This is a genomic window from Pseudomonas sp. Bout1 (genome assembly GCF_034314165.1).
GTDB lineage: Bacteria > Pseudomonadota > Gammaproteobacteria > Pseudomonadales > Pseudomonadaceae > Aquipseudomonas.
Window position 1 is genome coordinate 1,726,950 of the sequence record NZ_JAVIWK010000001.1, and the last position, 20,068, is coordinate 1,747,017.

Genomic DNA, 20,068 nt, shown 5'->3' on the forward strand with positions numbered 1-20,068 from the left:
CTGACGAGCATTCCCGCGGGCCACCTTTTCCCGTGGGGCTTTGCCTGCAGGTTCTGCCGTGACCCACCTTAATCAGCCCGCCACACCCGCTGTTCGCAGTGTCCTTGTTGCCTTGATGATGGCGATTTTTCTCGGGGCCCTGGACCAGACCATCGTTGCCGTCTCCATGCCGGCGATTTCCGCCCAGTTCCACGACGTCAACCTGCTGGCCTGGGTGATCTCTGGCTACATGGTGGCAATGACCGTGGCGGTGCCGATCTACGGCAAGCTCGGCGACCTGTACGGGCGACGGCCGATGATGCTGATCGGCATGGGCCTGTTCACCATTGCCTCGTTGTTTTGTGGCATGGCCCAAAGCATGGAGCAACTGGTGCTGGCGCGGATCCTCCAGGGCATCGGTGCCGGCGGGATGATTTCGGTCAGCCAGGCGATCATCGGCGACATCATCCCACCCCGCGAGCGCGGGCGTTACCAGGGTTACTTCAGCAGCATGTACGCGGTGGCGAGCGTGGCTGGCCCGGTGTTGGGCGGCTACATGACCGAGTACCTGTCGTGGCGCTGGGTGTTTCTGATCAACCTGCCGCTGGGCGCGGGCGCGTGGTGGGTGGCCCACCGTACGCTGGTGGGGCTGCCGCTGCCGCAGCGCAAGCCGGTGATCGACTACCTCGGCACCGTGCTGATGATCGTCGGTTTGACGGCGCTGTTGCTGGGCATCACCGAAATCGGCCAGGGGCATCATTGGCGCGATGATGAGGTGTTGGGGCTGTTGGTGTGTGCGTTGGTGGCGTTGACGGTGTTGGTATGGCACGAGCGGCGCGCGCGGGAGCCGTTGTTGCCGATGCACCTGTTTGCCAACCGCAGTGCGGTGTTGTGCTGGTGCACGATTTTCTTTACCAGTTTCCAGGCGATCTCGCTGATTGTGCTGATGCCGCTGCGGTATCAGACGGTCACCGGCGCGGGAGCCGACAGTGCGGCGTTGCATTTGTTGCCGTTGGCCATGGGGTTGCCGATGGGGGCGTATTTTGCGGGGCGGATGACGTCGGTGACGGGGCGCTATAAGCCGATGATTCTTACGGGGGCGTTGCTGACGCCGATTGCCATTCTCGGTATGGCGTTGAGTGCGCCTCAGGCTGTGGTATTGAGCAGTTTGTTTATGTTGCTCAGTGGGATTGCCGCCGGGATGCAGTTTCCGACTTCGTTGGTGGGCACGCAAAATTCGGTGGAGCAGCGCGATATTGGCGTGGCTACCAGTACCACCAACCTGTTTCGTTCCCTGGGGGGCGCGGTTGGGGTGGCGTGCATGTCGGCGCTGTTGCTGGCGTTGTTACAGGATTCGAGTTTTGCGCACTTGGCGAGTGGGGCTCTGGTGGCAGAGGGCAGTTCCGGGAATGTGCTGCTGGATGGTTTGAATGCAGCGCCCGGGGCGGCGCAGGATGCGTTGCGCGGGGAGCTGCTGGTCACCTTCCGGCATTTGCTGATGGTCAGCGCCGCAGTTTCGTTGTTGGGCTTGGCCGCCGCGATTGCCATGCCGAACCACGTGCTACGCGGGCGAGAAGACAAGGCAAAGTAACCCGCTCTCTAATGTAAACACGGTCAATGTGAGAGTTGGCAAGCCAGCTCTCACATTGACCGTGTTCCAGCATTTAAATAGGTGACCTTCACGGGCTGTAATACCCCACAGCAACCATGAAATGTCCGGTTTTGCGCAAATACGCATGCTTGTTTTCAACCTTCCCGGTCACCGGGTTTTTCCAGCGATACTCGTATTCCCCCTGACCCTGCTCCGCCATGACCGCCAGAATTGGCTCACCCACCGGCTTCCCGTCGGGATCCTTGATCTTGCTGAAGTCGGTGTTGACCAAGCGCGGATTGGTGCCATGGGCTACATAACGTCCGGTGTCGAGATCCACCACAAACACATACAGGTCGTCCTGCAGGAAACCACCCTGCATGGCGTTGATCGCCTTGAGCGTACCCGCCTGATCCTTCTCCAGCGCCTTGACCGCCTTGTTCCGCAGGGCTCTGGCATGTTCCGGCGTTGCCCGTGGCAAGTAATAACCCACGGCCAGGATCCGCTGCCCAACGCGCTGGTAATACACATGCTTGCGCTCGACCTTGCCATCATTCCAGTTTTGCCACCGGTAGTCGGCCTGCTGGATGCCACTGCCCTCAGGCACCGCCAACGCGTCCTTGAACGACTTGTTCAGGTCCGGCCCAAGCACCTCGGAAACATTGCGCCCGATCAACGCAGAAGAGGGCCCGCCACTTGCCAGCAGCACGCCCTGGGTGTCGACCACAAACACGTAACGGTCCTGGTCGACAAATTCACCCTGGCGACTGAACGCCGCAAAGGCCTTGTCGCCATTGCTCTGGTAATACGCCAAGGCCTTTTCCAACAAGGCCTTGGCGGCTTGGGCGTCCGCATCCTCAGGGGTCGCGGCATGCACCTGGCCAAAACACAACAGCAGCAGCCAGGTGGCTCGGAGCAGTCCCTTCATTACCCGTCCCTCGTTCTTGTTGGTGTGCCAAGAGCGTAGACGCTTTACCGGAAAATCAGAACGGTTTGGTCGGCAGGTATTTGCCATCCAGGGTGATCACCGCGCGGGAGCCGCCGTCCGGGTCTTCGACCTTCTTGATGTCGAGCTTGAAGTTGATCGCGCTGATGATGCCGTCGCCAAACTGCTCGTGTACCAGTGCCTTGAGGGTCGAACCGTAGACTTGCAGCATTTCATAAAAGCGGTACATGGTCGGATCTGTGGGCACGCCGCCGGGGAAGCTGCCGCGCAGGGGCACGGTTTGCAGCAGGCGGCTGGCGTCCTGGTCCAGGCCGAGTTTGTCGCAGACCACATCGGCAGCGTCTTTGGGCAGCGGGTGCTGGCCGAGCAGGGCGGCGGTGACGAACGCCAGGCTCAGGCCGGTGCCGTCGGTGAGGTCCTGCCACGACAGGTTCTTGCGTGCCTTGATGTCGATGACGGTGTCGGCCAGGGCCAGGCGTGGGGTTTGGGCGAATTGGGAGTGCAACATGCTGATTTCCTCTTGGGGTTGAATAAGGTTCAGGCGGCGTGGGCGCGGGTGGTGGGGTGGTCGAGCAGGGACACGAAGCGCCCGCTGCGGCCATCCAGGGCGTCGATGCCGCCGCTTTCGATGTCGTAGACCCAGCCGTGCAGGCTCAGTCGGCCTTGTTCCAGGGCCAGGGCCACTGAAGGATGTGTCTTGAGATTAGCCAATTGGGCGACCACGTTTTCCCGTACCAGCGAATTCAGCCGGTCGGCGTCTGAGGCGTGAGTGCGGGCGGCGTTGATCACCTTGGCCGACTCGGCATGGCGCAGCCAGTTGGCGACGGCGGGCAAGTGATCCAGGCATTTGCAGGTGGAAATGGCGGTCATGGCACCGCAGTCGGAGTGGCCGCAGATCACGATGTCGCTGACGCCGAGAACGGCTACCGCATATTCGACGGTGGCCGACACGCCGCCCGGCTCCGGGCCGTAGGACGGTACGATGTTGCCGGCATTGCGGATCACGAACAGGTCGCCAGGTTCCTGCTGGGTCAGCAGCTCCGGGACTACACGGCTGTCGGAACAGGACACGAACAGCGTGCCGGGGTTTTGCGTGGTGGCAAGGTGCTTGAACAGGTCACTGCGTTGGGTGAAGGCTTCACCCTGGAACTTGCGAAAGCCGTCGATGAGATCTTGCATGGTGGTTCTCCTTGCGTCGCTGATGGGGCAAGGATGGAAGTTTTCAGCTATAGCGTCCAAGACCGGCTTATTATGATTTCTATAAGTCATGCCTATAGTTGGAGCGTCTTCCATGTTGCTGCGTCATATCCGCTACCTGCTGGCCGTTGCCGAGCACCGCAATTTCACCCGGGCGGCCGAGGCACTGCATGTGTCGCAGCCGACCTTGTCGCAGCAGATCAAGCAACTGGAAGACACCCTCGGTGCACCATTGCTGGACCGATCCGGGCGCAGCGTCAGCCTGACCGACGCAGGGCAGGCCTATGTGCGTTTTGCGCGCCTGGCGTTGCAGGATTTGCAGGCCGGCACCCGCGCCATGCATGACGTGCAGGACCTGAGCCGTGGCAGCTTGCGCCTGGCGATGACGCCGACATTTACCGCTTACCTGATCGGGCCGTTGCTGGCGCGATTCAACGGGCTGTATCCGGGGATAACAGTCAGCGTCGAGGAGCTGACCCAGGACCGCATGGAAGCGGCGCTGACCGAGGATCTATTGGATATCGGCATCGGTTTTACTGGTGAGCATCTGCCGGATATTGAATGTGAAGGGGTGTTTGTCGAGGCGTTGAGTGTGGTGGTGAGTGCCGGCCATCCCGGCGTCGGCCCAGAGGCGTGGCTTCAGCAGCCGTTGGTGTTGCTGAACGCGGGGTTCGCCACGCGGCACTACATTGATGAGTATTGCCGCAGCCAGGGCGTGAAGCCGCGGATCTGCATGGAGGCCAATTCCATCAGCGCGATTATTGAAATCGTCCGTAATACCGCGCTGGCGACCATCCTGCCCAGCGCGATTGCCCAGGTGCAGGCGGGCTTGCAGGCAGTGCCCCTAAGCCCGTCCTTGCCGCAACGCACGGCGGCGCTGCTCAGTCGCAAGGGCGCTTACCGCAGTGCGGCGTGCAGGGCGTTTGTCGAACTGGTCAGGGCGCAGCCAACCACTGGTTGATGATGCCGTCATACACGCCGGTCACCGTGCTCAAGTGCAGCCACTGGTCCACGTAGCTCTTCCAGGCCACGTCATCACGAGGCAGCAAAAACGCCTTCTCGCTGTACTGCATGTACCGCTCGGGGTTCACCGCACACAGCCCCGGCTTGAGCTTTTGCTGGTAGCGGGCCTCGCTGGCGTCGGTGATCATCACGTCCGCCTTGTTGGCCAGCAGTTGCTCGAAAATGGTCACGTTGTCCGGGAACAGCGTCAGTTGCGCCTTACCCAGATGCGCCCGTGCAAACACTTCGTTGGTGCCACCCGAAGGCTCGATCACTCGCACCTGCGGCTGGTTGATCTGCTCCACCGTCTGGTAGCGCTGCACATCGGCGCAGCGCACCAGCGGGATCTTGCCGTCGACGCCCAATGGCTGGCTGAAAAACGCCTTCTTCTGCCGCTCCAGCGACACCGAAATACCGCCGAGCGCAATATCACAGCGTTGGGCCAGGAAGTCCGGCATCAGGGTTTTCCAGGTGGTCGGCACCCATTTCACCTGTACCCCAAGGCTTTTGGCCAGGGATTGGGCCATGGCGATGTCGATGCCTTCGTAGCTGCCGTCCGGGCGCAAATAGCTGTAGGGCTTGTAATCGCCGGTGGTGCAGACGCTCATTTCACCGCGCTGGAGCACTTCATCCAGACGCGACGCGGGGCTGTCGGCCTGGGCCTGGGCAGACAGGCCGGCCAGCAGGGAAAGGGTCAGCAAAGCTTTCATGCGGTCGAGTCCTTGGGCATGGGCAGGGTCGACATTATTTGCAAATGTTTAGCCACGGCACAACCAAACTCCGTCAAGACTGGATTTAACGGCTTAACCTTGCGTGTGAGGCTGCCCGGCATCTCTTCACTGTGATTTTGCGCATGGACGGTTCCCCCGACACACCCACCGTGACATCGCCAGGCGCCACCGCGTCCAGCCGCTCGGACCGTCGTCGGATCACCGCTGATACGCTTCCCTGCGAACTTGCCTTCTGGGCGCTGTGGCACTGCCGCCACGCGCGCCCACCGGACACCTTTCCCACACGTTGATTTGCCCCATTGGATGCCCCGAGCATCTGCCCGGCAGCGCCCGCGCGCCCGCCTGACGCGAACGTATGAGAATGCCCATGAGCACGCCCTTTGCCACCCTGCACGAAGCCCACTCCTTTCTTGAGCAGAACCCGGATATCGAGATGTTCGAGCTGTTCATCCTCGACAACAACGGTGTGCCTCGCGGCAAGCTGCTGCACCGCGATGAGTTGTTGGCGGTCTATGAAAGTGGCCGGCCGCTGCCGAGTACCATCCTTGGCCTGACCATCAATGGCGACGACGTGGAAAACTCCGGGCTGGTCTGGGAAGTCGGCGATATCGACTGCCGCGCCTACCCGGTCAGCGGCAGTTTGCAGCGCATGCCGTGGCGGTTGATCCCGACGGCGGCGGTGCAAGTCAGCATGCACCCCACCGAAGGCATGCCCGCTACCGTAGCCGATCCCCGGCACTTGCTGGCCAGGGTCATCGACGACCTCAAGGCCGACGGCTATTACCCGGTGATGGCGGCGGAGCTGGAGTTCTACCTGCTGGACCAGAAGCCCGACAGCAACGGCCGCCCGCAACCGGCACGGGATGTCGATGGCGGCCGCCCGCGCTCGACCCAGGTCTACGGCCTGCGGGAGCTGGAGCAGATCGAACCGTTCCTCGCCGACCTCTACAGCGCCTGCAAACTCCAGGGCATTCCGGCGCGCACGGCGATTTCCGAGTATGCCCCGGGCCAGGTGGAAATCACCCTGGAACATCGCAGCGACGCCCTGCAAGCCATGGACGAGGCGGTGCGTTACAAACGCCTGGTCAAGGGCGTGGCCCACAAGCACGGGATGACTGCGTGTTTCATGGCCAAGCCGTTTGATGACCTGGCCGGCACCGGCATGCACATGCACGTGAGCCTGGCCGACCGCGACGGCAATAACCTGTTTGCCAGTGAAGCGCCCGACGGCACGCCCTTGTTGCGCCATGCGGTGGGCGGCATGCTCAGTACCTTGCTCGACTCGCTGTTGATGTTTTGCCCCAACGCCAACTCCTACCGTCGCTTCCAGGCCAACAGTTATGCACCGCTGGCTGCCACCTGGGGCGTAGACAACCGCACCGTTACCTTGCGGGTACCCGGTGGCCCGGCGTATTCCCGGCACATCGAGCACCGCATCTGCGGCGCAGACGCCAACCCGTACCTCGCGGCGGCGGCGATCCTGGCCGGTATTCACCGGGGCATCCGCGAACAGCGCGACCCCGGTTTGCCGGTGGAGGGCAACGGTTACGCCCAGGCCAAGGAGTTGCTGCCCACCGATTGGCTGACCACCTTGCGTGCACTGGAGGGCTCGACCTGGGCGCGGGAGGCGTTTGGCGCTGAGTTCCTCGGCGTGTACCTGGCGGTCAAGCGTGCCGAGTACCGCCAGTTCATGGGCGAGGTGGGCGAGCAGGATTGGCGTTGGTATTTGCACCAGGCCTGAAGATGAAGCGTTGATCACAGACAGTTAACAGACAGCCAACCCGCGGGATACTGGCTGGCCGTGAGGACGAGGAGGGCTTCAACCTTTTTTTCACGAGCCAGTGGTTAAGCTGCGAATGTCTGATCCATTAACCGAGTCGTGTGATGCAGTCGCAACCGCTGTCTTCCATCGAGATTGAATTTGCCGAACGCGTAGGCCAGGAGCATGCCCGGGTCTGTGCCGACACGCGTCCGCCTGGCCTGTTGCGGCGCCTTGGGTTGTGGCGCGATGAGCGGTTGGTGCGCCATGCGCTGAAAATTGCTGGCGAACCGGGGCTGATTCTCGACCTGGCGTGCGGCTCCGGGCGTTTTTGGCCGGTGCTGGCCGAGCACGGTAACCGGGTGATACTCGCGTCGGACAACTCCCAGGACATGCTCGACCACGCCCTTACGCACCACGCGCCAGCCTTGCTCAAGCGGATCAAGACCTTCCAGGGCTCGGCGTTTTCCATCGGCCTGTCGGCCAATGCGGTGGACTGCATTTTTTGCCTGGAGTTGTTTCGCCATGTGCCGACCGCTGAAGGGCGCCTGGCCCTGCTTGGGGAATTTCACCGGGTCAGCCGCGACACGGTGATCGTCTCGGTCAACAGCGACAGCGGCTACCGCGCCGTGCAACCGGCCCTGGCGCCGGTCGCCAGCCATCGGGCGCAAGTGGAAGCGGAGTTTCGCCAGGCCGGGTTCGAGGTCCTCAGCCAACAGGAGTTCCTGCCGGGGTCGGCCATGTGGCGAGTCTACGTCCTGCGTAAGAGAGGATAAGTCCAGGCGGCGGGACTATTCTTCAACATCTGTAAGAGTTTTCATGGCGGATGCTGTACTGCGAATGCTCGCAACTCCCTTTCGCGATATATACTGCGCGCCATTCTTCAAGGGAGAGCCGTGTGGCCATCGATATTCACTGGATCTGCGACAACGATAGCCTCGGCCAGCATTGCGCCGAATGGCAGCAGTTGCCATTCGTCGCCCTCGACACCGAATTCATGCGGGTCGATACCTTTTACCCCATTGCCGGGCTGATCCAGATCGGTGATGGCGTTCGCGCTTACCTGATCGACCCCCTGACCATCGACAACTGGCAACCCCTGGCCGCCTTGCTGGAGAACCCGGCGGTGATCAAGGTGGTGCACGCCTGCAGTGAAGACCTGGAAGTGTTGCTGCGCCTGACCGGCAGCCTGCCGGTGCCGTTGTTCGACACCCAACTGGCAGCCGCCTACCTGAACCTTGGTTTCTCCATGGGCTATTCGCGGTTGGTGCAAGCTGTCCTCGACATCGAATTGCCCAAGGGCGAGACCCGCTCCGACTGGCTGCAGCGGCCATTGTCCGAGACGCAAATCAGCTACGCCGCCGAAGACGCGGTGCACCTGGCGGAAGTTTACACGCGCTTGCGCCCGAGGCTTTCCGACGACAAGTACGCCTGGGTATTGGAAGACGGTGCCGAGTTGGTGGCCAATCTGCGCCGCGAAGTCGACCCGTACGAGGTTTACCGCGACGCCAAGCTGGCGTGGAAACTGTCCCGTGCCCAACTGGCTGTATTGCGCGAACTGTGCGCCTGGCGTGAACAGCAGGCCCGCGCCCGAGACCTGCCGCGTAACCGGATCATCCGTGAACACTCGTTATGGCCCTTGGCCAAGTCCCAGCCGGATAACCTCGCCGCGCTGGGCAAGATCGAAGACATGCACCCGCGCACCGTGCGCCAGGACGGCGAGTTCCTGCTGGGCCTGATCAAGCGTGCCGGCAGCGTCTCCATCGACCAATGGCCGCCGGCGGTTGCCGAACCATTGCCGGTAGACGCCGCCACGCTGATCAAGCACCTGCGCGCCCTGGGCCAGGCCGAGGCTGAACGCCTGGACATGGCGCCGGAACTGATGCTGCGCAAGAAAACCCTCGAAGCCCTGGTCAAGAGTGGCTACCCCGAGGGGCCTTACCAATTGCCAGATTCGCTGCGTGGCTGGCGCCGCGAGTTGATGGGCCAGGCGCTGCTGGACAGCCTGGCCACCGCCGGAGAACAGCCTTGAAACGTATTTGTTCCATCTATCGCAGCCTCAAACGAAACGAGATGTACCTCTACGTGCTGAAAAGCGATGCCCTGGAGCGCGTTCCGGAAAACCTGCTGGCCGCCTTCGGCAAGCCGCACCATGCCTTTGACCTGGTATTGAGCCCGGAGCGCAAGCTGTCTCGCGAGGACATCACCGTGGTTCTGGAGAACCTCGAAAAGCAGGGCTACCACTTGCAGATGCCGCCGGCCGAGGACGAGTACATCGAACACTTGCCCGAAGAGCTGCTGCGACGTAATGACCCGATGTGATCGGTCAGTGCCCCGTCCGGGGCACATTCATCAATGGAATTCAATTTTTGGCGACGCCCGCACGGCACAGTGACCTGGACCGGCGGCCGCCTGCAGTGTTTTTGAAAGGTTTGAACCATGCGCGTTCTGATTGCTGAACACGATCACCCGCTGTACGCCCGGTTGCTGCGCGAAGCGGCGCCGGACCTTGAGGTCATGACCAGCGGCGACTCGGCCGAATTGTCGCGCCTGGCGGCGGATTGCCCGGTGTGGCTTGGCCAACCGGATTTGCTGGCCACGTTGCTGCGCCAGGGCCACCAGCCACAATGGCTGCAATCCACCTGGGCTGGCATCACGCCACTGTTGGCTGAGGGCCTGCCCCGGGATTACCGCCTGACCCGTGCCGTGGGCATTTTTGGCCAGGTAATGGCCGAGTACGTGCTTACCTACATGCTTGGCCATGAGCGCGAAGTACTCGCGCGCCTGGTCAGCCAGGTCGAGCGCAAGTGGGACAACCGCATGGGCCAGAGCCTGGCGGGCCGCAAGGTGCTGATCGTGGGTACCGGTGATATTGGCCACAGCGTTGCGCAATTCCTGCAGCCGTTTGGCGTGGAGCTTTACGGCATCGCCAGCGAAGCCCGCGAGCAGGCGCCATTTATCGAAGTCGCCGGGCTGGAGCAATTGCCGCGCCTGGTGGGTGAGGTGGACTACGTGGTCAACCTGCTGCCCAACACACCGAACACCCACGATTTGTACGACGCGGCGCTGTTCAAGCAATTCAAGCCGACCGGATTGTTTATCAACGTCGGACGTGGTGTGGCTGTGGTCGATGCAGACCTGGTGGAAGCGTTGAAGGATGGCCATCTGGCGGGCGCGGTGATCGACGTTTGCCGTCAGGAGCCATTGCCCCAGCGTCACCCGTTCTGGACCGCCTGGGGGCTGCTGCTGACCGGCCACAGTTCGGCGCCGACCTCGCCCGGGATGATGGTGCAGTTGTTTGTCGAGAATTTGCGGGCATACCAGGCGCAGCAAGCATTGCGTGGGGAAGTGAGTTTCGAGCGCGGTTACTGATAGCGCGAAGGCCCGGCAACGCCTGTTGCCGGGCGCTTACAAATTTCTGCAAACACTAATCAGATGTTCGTTTTGCAGGTCGTATGTGAGGCTCGTACCCCTTTCCAGATGGGTACATTCTCATGTTGAATGCTGGCGCTGTATTCCGGTCTCCACGTGTAACTGCGCAACTTTCCCTGCTTTCCACCGAGCCGGCGGCGAGCCCCCCATTGCCCTCTGCCCTGGTCGCCGCGGCCGATGTCAACACGCAGGCCCGCGCCTCAGTCCCGCGACAAACCGGCCTCAGTGCGGCGTTGGGCGACCGCGCGAATCTACGGACCCTGGGCCGCAAGCTCGACGAAATTGCCACCCGTCTTGGCGTGAATGCCAGCCCTCAAGCGGTGCTTGCCGCGTTGCACACCACACCGATGCAGATACACCCCGAGTCGTCCTACCCGATCCAGTCGGGTAACGCCGCGACGGTAGAGACCTTTCTCAGAAGTATCGGCATGGGGTTGCCCACCAATCATTTTCAACTGAGCTGCCATGCCCACTCGATGAGTGACAGGGCACTGGAGCATCCGCTGGGTAATTTTGGCGGTGGGTTGTCCTGGCCTATTCCCCTGAGCGCCGGTGAGCGGCGCAGGGTGCTCGCGGCGGCCACCGACCATGGCAGCCAGAACCCCAATGCACCGCACATCGGCGCAAGCGTGGGTGTGCTGGAGTATCTGAACGCCAACCAGCCGCTGTCGGGCGAGGCGTCGACTGATCCTGCCAAGGCACTCGAAACCCTGGTCAGCTCCAACCGCGGACAGGCACTGGGGCAAGCCATACAGCACCAGCTGGGGGCATTGCCACCGATACCAGCGTGAGCGAATACGCCCTGAGCGCTATCCACCTGCTGCTTGATCCCGAGTCCATCACGGCGCCGCACCGAAACCGCGTGGCGGGCTTCGACCTCGCCCAACAAGCCCATTGGGGCAAGTCGGCTTCGGCAGTGCTTGAGCACCTGAGCACTTACCTGTACGAAAATCACAAGACCAGCCCCGAGATGGCCAAGGCCGGCGCCTATTTGTTACTGGCAAGAAAAGCCCCCGAGTTTTTGATCAAGGACATCCCCGGCCGCGTGTCCTACGGCAGCCCGGCCTGGGTAAGCCTCGCGGTTGCAGCCGCGGCCGTAGAGGCGCAGTTCCCCGGAAAGGTGGCGCACATGACCTTTGCCCAAGTCATGTCCAGCGCGCAAAACGCGATCCTGACGAATCGAGCCGCCGCCGAACATGCACAAAAAGCAGCATTAGTGGACTGGGCCGTGGTCAACGGGATCGTCACACGTCAGCCAGGTGATCGTTACAGCGACGATGAAATAGACCGTGCAAGGACGGCATTCAACGCACAACTGAAGTCGACGCTTGCGGCGACCGGTTTATTGGAAGCCGAGATTCCAAGCCGTAAAGACATTGCGTTGGCCCATTTGAAGCAGCGGTTTGGCGAACACGTACCTTTTGAAGAGAAACGACTGAAGGTTGTCGACTCGAAACAACCTTCAGCCCAACCGCTTTATGATCCGAACCGGGCGCCCGCCGGGCTTTTCTCGTTGCTGGACATCGCCATGAGCGGACTTGGCCAATACCCATGGGAAACCAGGGACCCGAGCATTGCCGGGGCAATCAAAGGCAAGAGCCTTGATTTCAGCGTGAATAAAATCTTCAACGAACAATTTGAACACGCAATCACTTCTCGCCAGCAAGGGGTTCGCAGCGCCATCAAGCACCTTGTCGCAACACTGCCATTGGTCGACCGGGAAAACCTGGAGTTTGGAAAGCTCGAGTTTTTTCAGAAAAACACTTATGAACTGGGCCTCGACTTCACCTCTAAAAAACGGCAGGGCGCGGAAAACAAACTGTGGGTCAAGGCCACCGGAAGGAATGGCGACACCGTTTATGAAATTGATTTGAACGCAGGTGCAATCAAGTCGGTGCCGGCCTCTGAGTTAACAACAAAACGCGAGCGGCAGGCCAACAAGGAGTTCAAGACGCAGCCCTTCAAGCCCAAGACCGTGAGCGAGGCTGCCCTTGGCCAAAAGAGCCGGGACGACTTGTCAGCGCCGCCCTCCAGTTTTTCCAGCGCGCGAACGCAGCACATCGCCGATGCCTTTGTTGAGCATCTTGATCTCGACAGTGATGACGTAAAAACCTATGCCCGGGGCGTGACCTCGTTCGATAAACAAATGGCAACCGAGTGGAACGTCACCAACTTTTTCCTTGACCTGATTCCGCTCAGATCAGCCATCGTGAATTTTTCCAGGGGCAACTACCTGGAAGGGGCCAGTGACCTGGCACTGGATGTCTTTGGTTTTGTCACGGCGGGCGCGGGTTTGGCGGCGAAAGTGACGAAGGCGGGGGCTAAGGTCGCCAGCGCCGCCGCCAAGGCCATTCAAGTGGCAAAAGTCATCGGTGTGGCTGCCATTCAAGCATTCAACCCATTGGATGGCTTCAGCGATCTGGTCGCGGGCGGCGCTCGGCTTCTGGGTAAAGGCGCCAACTTTGTACGCGCGACGGGTGCAGAGGTGGTCAACAAGCTCAAGGGCGCGAGCGGCAGCTATGACCTGTTGAAGGCCGCCAGCAAACACTATGACGCAGCGGCGACGGGTACCTTCAAGGTCGCCGGGCAAAACGTTGATGGAGGCGCGGTACTCCAGGGCGGTCGATGGTATGCGTTCGATGTGGACAGGATGCGGCCTTATGGCAGCCCTCTTGAAGGCTTCACCGCAAAAACGAGTGCGATGGATGGGGCGGTTATCACGACACCCGCCGAGGCGGGCAGCGCCCTGAACAACCGGTTGTTTGGCGACTACAGCGTGGCCGAATCGAAAGTGGCCGGGCTTGCGCGCAACGGTCAGGGGGTCTATGTGGCGGCAGACGGTCACTTGTCCCATATCCGCCATACCGATACTGCCGGCAACACTGCGATCTACGAGGTGCGGCAAGTGACTCGCACCGCAGACGGTGCCGTACAGGCGCAGATTTATCACAACAACCGGCAAACGCCGCTGTTGGTGCAGCACCTTCAGGGGGACCAATGGCAGCGCCTGGGGGCCCGCGGCGGAACCCCGCCTTCGGTGGCATCGGACCTGGGGCCAAAAATTGGCGCGGGCGGTGAGGCGGCGATCTACGAAAGTCTCGACGGGAAAAGTGTTTATAAGGACTATGGCCCTTCATCCATGACTCCTGCCGACGACTTTGTCGATAACGAGATCCTGTGCCTGAACAGCTATTACGGTGACGGCTTTGCAACGACGATATTTGAAAATGGTCGCCGTTATTTGAAAATGGGCAAGCTGGACGGGGTGGATGTTAATACCCTGGCGAAGGGAAGTTTGCCGCCAGAGGCCAGGCTGTTACTGGATGATGCATTTCGGCGTATGGAACAGAAAAATCTTTACCACAACGATCTGCAGTTAAGTAATTTCCTGTATTCGGCGAGGGACAATAAAATCTATCCAGTTGACTTGAACGCAAACGGTCTTGAAGACATGACACCGTTTCTCGCCAGTTTGTACAAGCGTGATAGAGACGAGCTGCGCAGGGCCTATTACGCGCTGATCGCCAAGGCGTAGCCATGCCCCTGCTGTGATGGCAGCAGGGTTTTGACGTGACCGTCAACGACTGCCAGAGCGTGTTCAGTCCTGGAGATTGAAGTCGCCTTCCGACACCAGCTCACTCAACGGCTTGCGTGGGCTCGGGGTTTCCCGGGCTTGCAGGTAGTCGGCCAGGGTGGCTTTATCGCCAAGCTTGCCAATCGCCACGGCCGCGTGCAGGGCATAACCTTCGGGAATCTTCAGCTCCTTGCGGGTCAGCTCCTGATCGAAACCGGCCATGCCGTGGGTGTGCCAGCCGCTGAGGCTGGCTTGCAGCGCCAGGTGGCCCCAGGCCGAACCGGTGTCAAAGGTGTGCCACAGGGCTGGGGTTTCTTCGGTGGCCCCAGGCACCAGGAAGTCGGTTTTCGACGCGACGATCACCAGGGCAGAGGCATGCTGCGCCCAGCCACGGTTGAATTCGTTCAACAGGCCCAGGAAACGCTCCCAATTCGGCGTGTCACGGCGCGCGTAGAGGAAGCGCCACGGCTGCGAGTTGTAGGCCGACGGCGACCAACGGGCGGCTTCGAAGAAGCTCAACAGGGTATCGACCGGGATGCTTTCGCCGGTGAAGGCGCGCGGCGACCAGCGGTCGGTGAATTGTGGGTGGATGGGGTAGTCGGCGACGCGTGGGTTGCTGCTCATTGGGCTGATCCTGATGAAAAACCGGGGCTCAAAGCTACTTCGCCGCCGACAGGCTGACAAGTCTTGTTCTACCGACAGTCGTAAGCGCTTGGCCCCGACCGCCATGGGCACTAGACTGACGGCCTTTTAACATACAGATACTGATGTAGAGCCATGGCCGCCAAAGTCGAACCTTTCTGGATCCGCAAAACCCTCGAACAACTCGATCAGGATGAGTGGGAGTCGTTGTGCGACGGCTGCGGCCTGTGCTGCCTGCAAAAGCTCGAGGATGAAGACGACAACAGCGTCTATTACACGCGCATCGCCTGCAAACTGCTGGACCTGAAAACCTGCCAGTGCACCGACTACCCCAACCGCCGCGACGCGGTGCCCGATTGCATCCAGCTCACCCCGGGCCAGGCCGACCAGTTCAAATGGCTGCCGCCTACCTGTGGTTACCGGCTGGTCAGCGAACGCAAGGACCTGCCGCTGTGGCACCACCTGGTCTGCGGCGATCGCGATGTCGTACACCAGCAACGCATTTCTCAGTCCGGGCGCATGCTCAGCGAAGGCAGCGTGCCCGAGGATGACTGGGAGGATTACCTGATTTTTCGCGCTGGCTGAAAAGGAGTGTGTATGACGGTTGGAGCCAGGCTGGCGGCGAGCCTGCTGTTGTTGGCATTGAGTGCGTCGACGTGGGCGGCGAAGAAAGTCGACCTGGACTATCACGTCAAGCTGCTGCCTCAAAGTGACCAGGCTGAAGTGCGTCTGAGCCTGTCCCATGGCTCGGCCGTGCGCAGCCTCAACTTCGACCTGGGCCGCGACGGCGACTACACCGACTTCAAGGCCGATGGCCAGTGGCAGGTGTTGCCGGGCAATGCGCCGGGTGACAGCCGTGGCCTGTGGCAACCCAGCGCCGACAAGGCCAGCCTGACCTACCGTGTACGCCTGGCCCATGCGCGCAAGAAGGGCGTTTACGAGGCGCGCATGACGCCGAGCTGGGCATTGTTTCGCGGGGAAGACCTGGTGCCTGCGGCACGGCTGGACCAGCAAGACGGCATTGAGTTGGTGTCGCGCCTGGTGTTTGAACTGCCCGCCGGCTGGAAAAGCGTCGAGACTTCCTGGCCGCGTATCGGCAAGAATAAATTTCGCGTCGACAACGTTTCCCGCCTGTTCGACCGGCCCACCGGCTGGATGCTTGCCGGCACCTTGGGCAGCCGCAGGATGCGCCTGGGTGAAACCGAAATCACCGTGGCCTCGCCCAAAGGGCAGGGCATGCATCGCATGGATGTGCTGACCTTGCTGACGTTTGTCTGGCCCCAGGTGCAGGCGGCGTTCCCGCGGCATCCGGCCAAGTTGTTAGTGGTGGGCGCGGCTGATCCGATGCGTCGCGGTGCGTTTTCGGCGCGGGACTCGATCTACATCAACAGCCGCACGCCACTGGTCAGCGAGAACGGCAGCAGCCCGTTGATCCGTGAAGTGGTGCAGGCCATCGGCCGCTTCAACGACCATCAGGGCAGCGACTGGATCAGCGAAGGCCTGGCGCAGTACTACGCCGTTGAACTGATGCGCCGTGCGGGCGGCATCAGTGACGATCGCTACGCCGCGATACAGGCCCGGCTGACCAAGGACGGCAAGGACGTGACCACCCTGCGGGTTGAACACGCCAGCGGCGCGACGGTAGCGCGAGCGGTGGTGTTGTTGCAGGAGCTGGACCGCGAGATTCGTGTAAAAACCCACAACAAGCGTTCGCTGGATGACTTGACTCAGGCGGTGATGCGGATGAACAGCATCAGCACGAAGGAATTCGTGCAGTTGGGGGAGAGCATCATCGGCGAGTCCTCGGTGGTGCTCGACAGCAAGCTGCTGCGCTGACACCCGCCTCTTGGCACACTGACACCTGTAGGAGCCCGGCTTGCCGGCGATGAGGCCCTTGAGGACGCCATCGCCGGCAAGCCGGGCTCCTACAGGTCAGCGGTCAACCCGTGGTTTTGCTGGCTTTCTCAGCCGCCACTTCAGCCTTGGTCTTGAGGTTTTTCAGTTCCTCACCGGCGCGTTCAATCCTTGTGCGCACGGTGTTCATTTCCTGGCGACTCTTCTCCAGCAAGTCTTTTGCCGAGCTGTGCCCGCTGATCCCGCGCGCCAGTGCCACGCCGCCAATCGCCAGCTGAATCAAACCAAAAAAACCGCCACGGCGCAGGCCTTTGCCCATCATTACCACACCGCCCGCCAGGGAGCCGATGCGTTCCCAACCCTGGACGTTTTGCGAAGGTTGGCTGTCGAACCGTGTGGACCGGATGACGGGTCGCAGGATTTTGCTGTCGCTCATGATCTGTCTCCAACAAGGGCTTAGTGATATGCAGCTGACTGCATACAGCAAGCGGATGTTCCCAAAAAATCAGTACTTGGGTCCCGAACGGGTGTTGTTACCCTTGGCCAGGCGGTCGTAAAGCACCACGTTGACGGTGGCAGCAAGGTTCATGCAGCCGGTGGTGGGGATGAAGATCACGTCTTCACACCAGTCGCGAATCTCTTTATCCAGAGAGCCGTCTTCCGGGCCGAAGATATACAGCGCACGGTCGGGGTGGGTGTATTCGGGCAGAGGGCGGGCGCCTTCCACCAGCTCGACGGCGACCGGAATGCAGCCCAGGGGCAGGATCTTTTTCAGGTCATCGATACCGATCAGCGGAATGTCGTGGTGGACCTTCTTGGTGTCGGTAATAAAGTCCCGGGCCCGCTCGTAGCGCTTGCCGGTGTAGAACACCGAGGCCACGCCGTAGCAGCCGGCGGCGCGCATTACCGAGCCGACGTTTTCGGGGGATTTGGGGTTATACAGGCCGATGCAACTGTAGCGTTTATTGCCCACGGGAGAGGGTGCCTTCGAGAAAAACCGCGATTATACGGCCTCGGGCTAATGTATTGCTTGGGCGATCGCTATCGCGGGCAAGCCTGGCTCCCACATTTGGAATGCATTGCCCTGTGGGAGCCGGGCTTGCCCGCGATGGTGCCTTCACATTCAGTGAAGATACTCAGTCGTCTTTTTTCATCAACCCGGCCAACGCCGCAAACGGGTTGTGCGTCGCCTTGGCAATCGTCGGGCTGCTGGTGGAGCCTTCGCCGAAGTACTGCTGGTCGGTATAACGCGAGTGTTCGTTGTCGTGGCAATACAAGCACAGCAACTCCCAGTTGGAACCGTCCTGGGGATTGTCGTCATGGTTGTGGTTGCGGTGGTGCACGGTCAGTTCGCTCAGGCGCTTGCCGGCGAATTCACGGGCGCAGCGGCCGCAGACATGGGGGTACATCTTCAGGGCTTTGTCGCGGTAGCCCATTTCCCGGTCGCGCTGGGCATCGGCGAGGATGCGGTCCAGCTTGGCGGTGTGGGAGGGCGGGTTGGTCGAGCTCATCATGGCTCCTGTCTTGTAGTGGATCACGGATAGCGTTGATTCTAGCTGCTTGCGGGGTAATAAGCCTCCGGCTTTTTGCGCAGTCACCACAGTTTCAGCACCTTGTGGGAACAGCCGGGCGCCGGGCCGCAGTTGAGGATGTGGGTGAGGGTGACAGGCGACTTCCACCCTCAACCGCAAAGCGCTGAACAGTACCTTCGACAAAAAAGTGCCCTACGTGATCGAAGGTAGAAACAAATAGCCGCTGAACCGGGCAGGCCTCAGCCCTTGAGCTTCTCGGCAATCCAGATGGTATGCCGCGTGCCCTTGTTGCCATGGGCAAACACCTGCACTTCCTCGGCCTTGAAGCCGGCCTTGCGCAGTTTGTCGCTGAACTGCTTGTCGGCGCTGGCCGACCACACTGCCAGCACGCCCTTGGGCCGCAGAGCCTTGGCGCAGGCGCTGAGGCCGCCGGCTGAGTACAGCCAACTGTTGGCTTTTTGCGTCAGGCCTTCGGGGCCGTTGTCGACGTCGAGCATGATCGCGTCAAAGCCCTGGGGCTCGGCCTGCAGCACCTTGGCCACGTCTTCCATGCGGATCACGGTGCGTGGGTCCAGCAGCGGGCGGCCGGACTTTTCCCCCAGCGGGCCACGGTTCCACTCCACCACGCCGGGCACCAGCTCGGCGACCACTACTTCGGCGGTCTTGCCCAGATGCTTTAGCGCCGCCGCCAAGGTAAAGCCCATGCCCAGGCCACCAATCAACACCCTGGAACCAGGCCGACCGGCAACTTTGCGGCACGGAATTTCTGCCAGTGCATCCTCGGAACCGTGCATGCGCGTGTTCATCAACTGGCCACCGTCACCGCCCTGAATCTTGATGACAAAATCCTCACCGTATTCGAACAGGCACAAGGCACCGCCGTTGTCGGGGATCGGAGTGGTGTCCAGCAGAACGAAACGTTTCATGGAAATCTCATTGGGAAGGGCATTCTTGCGCGGTTGGGAGTAGCCTTACGACTTTACGGTCAGGCCATGGAGCCATCGATGAAGTGCAGCATTCTAACGGTCATTGTGTGGAGCGCGCTCACCCTTAGCGGTGTGGCCCAGGCTCAGGAGTCGCAAACCGTACCGATCACCCCCGCACCCACGGCGGGTTCGCCGGGCACTGCAACGCCCACGCCGTACCCGCAAGTCACGCCACCGGCGACGCCCAAGGCTTCAGGCGGTGGTGAGCCGATGCTGGCACCGATCGTGCTGCCTACGCCGCCCAAGGACCAGACGATCCCCGGCTTGCAGCAGAACGACATCAAACCCAAGACCCCAGGCGGTTAAAACTGCTGGGACAGCAATTGCCCGTCCGCCATGCGCAGGCGTTTGGACAGGGCGATGGCAATCGCACGAATGATCTTGGCCGCGATTTTCGGCGCATCGTTGAGCATTTTTTCCAGGGAATCCTTGCCCAGGTTCAACAGCACGCAATCGCTGGCCGCCACGCAACTGGCGGAGCGGCGCTCGCCATCGAGCACCGCCATCTCGCCAAAGGCCCGCCCACTGCGCAAGGTGGCGATGGTCAGGCGCTGGCCTTCATGGTTGGTTTTCTGCACCGCCACCTGGCCACTGTGGATGATGCACATGAAGGTGCCGGCGTCGCCCTCGAGGAAAATCACCTCGTCACGGCCGATGCTGCTGATGTTGAAATAGCCCGCCGCCACGTGGAAGTCTTCCGGCAGCAAAGGGTCGAACAGGCCGCAATCCATCAGCATGTCGCGGATTTCGTTATTGAGTAAGGTCGGTTCTGGCATGAGGCTTACAGTCTTCGTCCATAAATCGTGCAGGGCGCGCGCCCGGCGGTCAGGTGTTCAGACCCGT

General features: G+C 61.2%; 22 protein-coding genes. 12 read left to right on the top strand and 10 right to left on the bottom strand.

What is annotated here, in order from left to right; all coding sequences use genetic code 11:
* The first annotated feature begins 58 nt into the window (after positions 1 to 58).
* Positions 59 to 1,570, top strand: coding sequence for an MDR family MFS transporter (locus tag RGV33_RS07910; RefSeq protein ID WP_322143789.1), 1,512 nt, complete (start codon positions 59 to 61; stop codon positions 1,568 to 1,570).
* 88 nt (positions 1,571 to 1,658) lie between these two features.
* On the opposite strand, the gene RGV33_RS07915 is transcribed toward RGV33_RS07910, so the two are convergent.
* Genes RGV33_RS07915 through RGV33_RS07925 form a run of 3 tightly spaced genes read right to left on the bottom strand, consistent with a single transcriptional unit; the run spans position 1,659 to position 3,695 of the window.
* Positions 1,659 to 2,498, bottom strand: coding sequence for a cache domain-containing protein (locus RGV33_RS07915; protein WP_322143790.1), 840 nt, complete (start codon positions 2,496 to 2,498; stop codon positions 1,659 to 1,661).
* 55 nt (positions 2,499 to 2,553) lie between these two features.
* Complete coding sequence (gene cynS / locus RGV33_RS07920) at positions 2,554 to 3,024, bottom strand: cyanase (RefSeq protein ID WP_322143791.1); 471 nt, start codon at positions 3,022 to 3,024, stop codon at positions 2,554 to 2,556.
* A gap of 29 nt (positions 3,025 to 3,053) precedes the next feature.
* Positions 3,054 to 3,695, bottom strand: a complete 642-nt coding sequence (locus RGV33_RS07925) for a carbonic anhydrase (protein WP_063032552.1) — start codon at positions 3,693 to 3,695, stop codon at positions 3,054 to 3,056.
* Positions 3,696 to 3,807: 112 nt separating this feature from the next.
* On the opposite strand from RGV33_RS07925, the gene cynR reads away from it, so the two are divergent.
* Entirely contained in the window at positions 3,808 to 4,674 is an 867-nt protein-coding gene (cynR, locus tag RGV33_RS07930) for a transcriptional regulator CynR (protein ID WP_322143792.1), read from the top strand.
* Here the strand turns inward: cynR and RGV33_RS07935 are convergent.
* Positions 4,649 to 5,425 carry a transporter substrate-binding domain-containing protein gene (locus RGV33_RS07935; RefSeq protein WP_322143793.1) on the bottom strand — a complete coding sequence of 259 codons (777 nt, stop codon included), beginning with the start codon at positions 5,423 to 5,425 and terminating at the stop codon, positions 4,649 to 4,651. The genes cynR and RGV33_RS07935 overlap by 26 nt on opposite strands.
* Before the next feature lie 388 nt (positions 5,426 to 5,813).
* Here RGV33_RS07935 and RGV33_RS07940 point away from each other — a divergent pair, with 388 nt between their 5' ends.
* The 7 genes from RGV33_RS07940 to RGV33_RS07970 all read left to right on the top strand — a co-directional run bounded on the left by RGV33_RS07940 (position 5,814) and on the right by RGV33_RS07970 (position 14,172).
* On the top strand, positions 5,814 to 7,187 hold the full coding sequence (locus RGV33_RS07940) for a glutamine synthetase family protein (protein WP_322143794.1): 1,374 nt from the start codon (positions 5,814 to 5,816) through the stop codon (positions 7,185 to 7,187).
* Between the two features lie 143 nt (positions 7,188 to 7,330).
* Positions 7,331 to 7,981 (top strand): class I SAM-dependent methyltransferase, encoded by a 651-nt coding sequence (locus RGV33_RS07945; protein WP_322143795.1) that lies wholly within the window; start codon positions 7,331 to 7,333, stop codon positions 7,979 to 7,981.
* A gap of 122 nt (positions 7,982 to 8,103) precedes the next feature.
* Positions 8,104 to 9,237, top strand: coding sequence for a ribonuclease D (gene rnd, locus RGV33_RS07950; protein ID WP_322143796.1), 1,134 nt, complete (start codon positions 8,104 to 8,106; stop codon positions 9,235 to 9,237).
* Positions 9,234 to 9,527, top strand: coding sequence for a YcgL domain-containing protein (locus tag RGV33_RS07955; protein WP_322143797.1), 294 nt, complete (start codon positions 9,234 to 9,236; stop codon positions 9,525 to 9,527). Before rnd ends, RGV33_RS07955 begins: the two co-directional genes overlap by 4 nt.
* 117 nt (positions 9,528 to 9,644) lie before the next feature.
* Entirely contained in the window at positions 9,645 to 10,577 is a 933-nt protein-coding gene (locus RGV33_RS07960) for a D-2-hydroxyacid dehydrogenase (RefSeq protein WP_322143798.1), read from the top strand.
* A gap of 209 nt (positions 10,578 to 10,786) precedes the next feature.
* Entirely contained in the window at positions 10,787 to 11,428 is a 642-nt protein-coding gene (locus RGV33_RS07965; RefSeq protein ID WP_322143799.1) for a hypothetical protein, read from the top strand.
* Positions 11,425 to 14,172 carry a hypothetical protein gene (locus RGV33_RS07970; protein WP_322143800.1) on the top strand — a complete coding sequence of 916 codons (2,748 nt, stop codon included), beginning with the start codon at positions 11,425 to 11,427 and terminating at the stop codon, positions 14,170 to 14,172. The genes RGV33_RS07965 and RGV33_RS07970 overlap by 4 nt, the downstream gene beginning before the upstream one ends.
* A gap of 63 nt (positions 14,173 to 14,235) precedes the next feature.
* Here the strand turns inward: RGV33_RS07970 and RGV33_RS07975 are convergent, their stop codons facing one another.
* Positions 14,236 to 14,835, bottom strand: coding sequence for a nitroreductase family protein (locus RGV33_RS07975; protein WP_322143801.1), 600 nt, complete (start codon positions 14,833 to 14,835; stop codon positions 14,236 to 14,238).
* A 153-nt stretch (positions 14,836 to 14,988) separates the two neighbouring features.
* Between RGV33_RS07975 and RGV33_RS07980 the strand changes: the two genes are divergently transcribed.
* Both RGV33_RS07980 and RGV33_RS07985 read left to right on the top strand, forming a co-directional pair.
* The gene (locus RGV33_RS07980) at positions 14,989 to 15,438 is read left to right on the top strand and encodes a YcgN family cysteine cluster protein (RefSeq protein ID WP_322143802.1); all 450 of its coding nucleotides are present in this window, start codon (positions 14,989 to 14,991) and stop codon (positions 15,436 to 15,438) included.
* 12 nt (positions 15,439 to 15,450) lie between these two features.
* On the top strand, positions 15,451 to 16,689 hold the full coding sequence (locus tag RGV33_RS07985) for a hypothetical protein (RefSeq protein WP_322143803.1): 1,239 nt from the start codon (positions 15,451 to 15,453) through the stop codon (positions 16,687 to 16,689).
* Between the two features lie 103 nt (positions 16,690 to 16,792).
* Here the strand turns inward: RGV33_RS07985 and RGV33_RS07990 are convergent, their stop codons facing one another.
* The 4 genes from RGV33_RS07990 to RGV33_RS08005 form a co-directional block, all read right to left on the bottom strand.
* Positions 16,793 to 17,143 carry a DUF2892 domain-containing protein gene (locus RGV33_RS07990; RefSeq protein ID WP_322143804.1) on the bottom strand — a complete coding sequence of 117 codons (351 nt, stop codon included), beginning with the start codon at positions 17,141 to 17,143 and terminating at the stop codon, positions 16,793 to 16,795.
* Positions 17,144 to 17,212: 69 nt separating this feature from the next.
* Positions 17,213 to 17,680, bottom strand: a complete 468-nt coding sequence (locus RGV33_RS07995) for an RNA methyltransferase (RefSeq protein ID WP_322143805.1) — start codon at positions 17,678 to 17,680, stop codon at positions 17,213 to 17,215.
* 163 nt (positions 17,681 to 17,843) lie between these two features.
* Positions 17,844 to 18,218 (bottom strand): YajD family HNH nuclease, encoded by a 375-nt coding sequence (locus RGV33_RS08000; protein ID WP_003210675.1) that lies wholly within the window; start codon positions 18,216 to 18,218, stop codon positions 17,844 to 17,846.
* Positions 18,219 to 18,478: 260 nt separating this feature from the next.
* Positions 18,479 to 19,165, bottom strand: a complete 687-nt coding sequence (locus RGV33_RS08005; RefSeq protein ID WP_063032534.1) for a spermidine synthase — start codon at positions 19,163 to 19,165, stop codon at positions 18,479 to 18,481.
* A 78-nt stretch (positions 19,166 to 19,243) separates the two neighbouring features.
* On the opposite strand from RGV33_RS08005, the gene RGV33_RS08010 reads away from it, so the two are divergent.
* Positions 19,244 to 19,531, top strand: coding sequence for a hypothetical protein (locus tag RGV33_RS08010; RefSeq protein WP_322143806.1), 288 nt, complete (start codon positions 19,244 to 19,246; stop codon positions 19,529 to 19,531).
* Here RGV33_RS08010 and RGV33_RS08015 read toward each other — a convergent pair.
* Entirely contained in the window at positions 19,528 to 20,001 is a 474-nt protein-coding gene (locus tag RGV33_RS08015; RefSeq protein WP_322143807.1) for a cyclic nucleotide-binding domain-containing protein, read from the bottom strand. The two genes, RGV33_RS08010 and RGV33_RS08015, sit on opposite strands and share 4 nt — an antisense overlap.
* Positions 20,002 to 20,068: the final 67 nt, after the last annotated feature.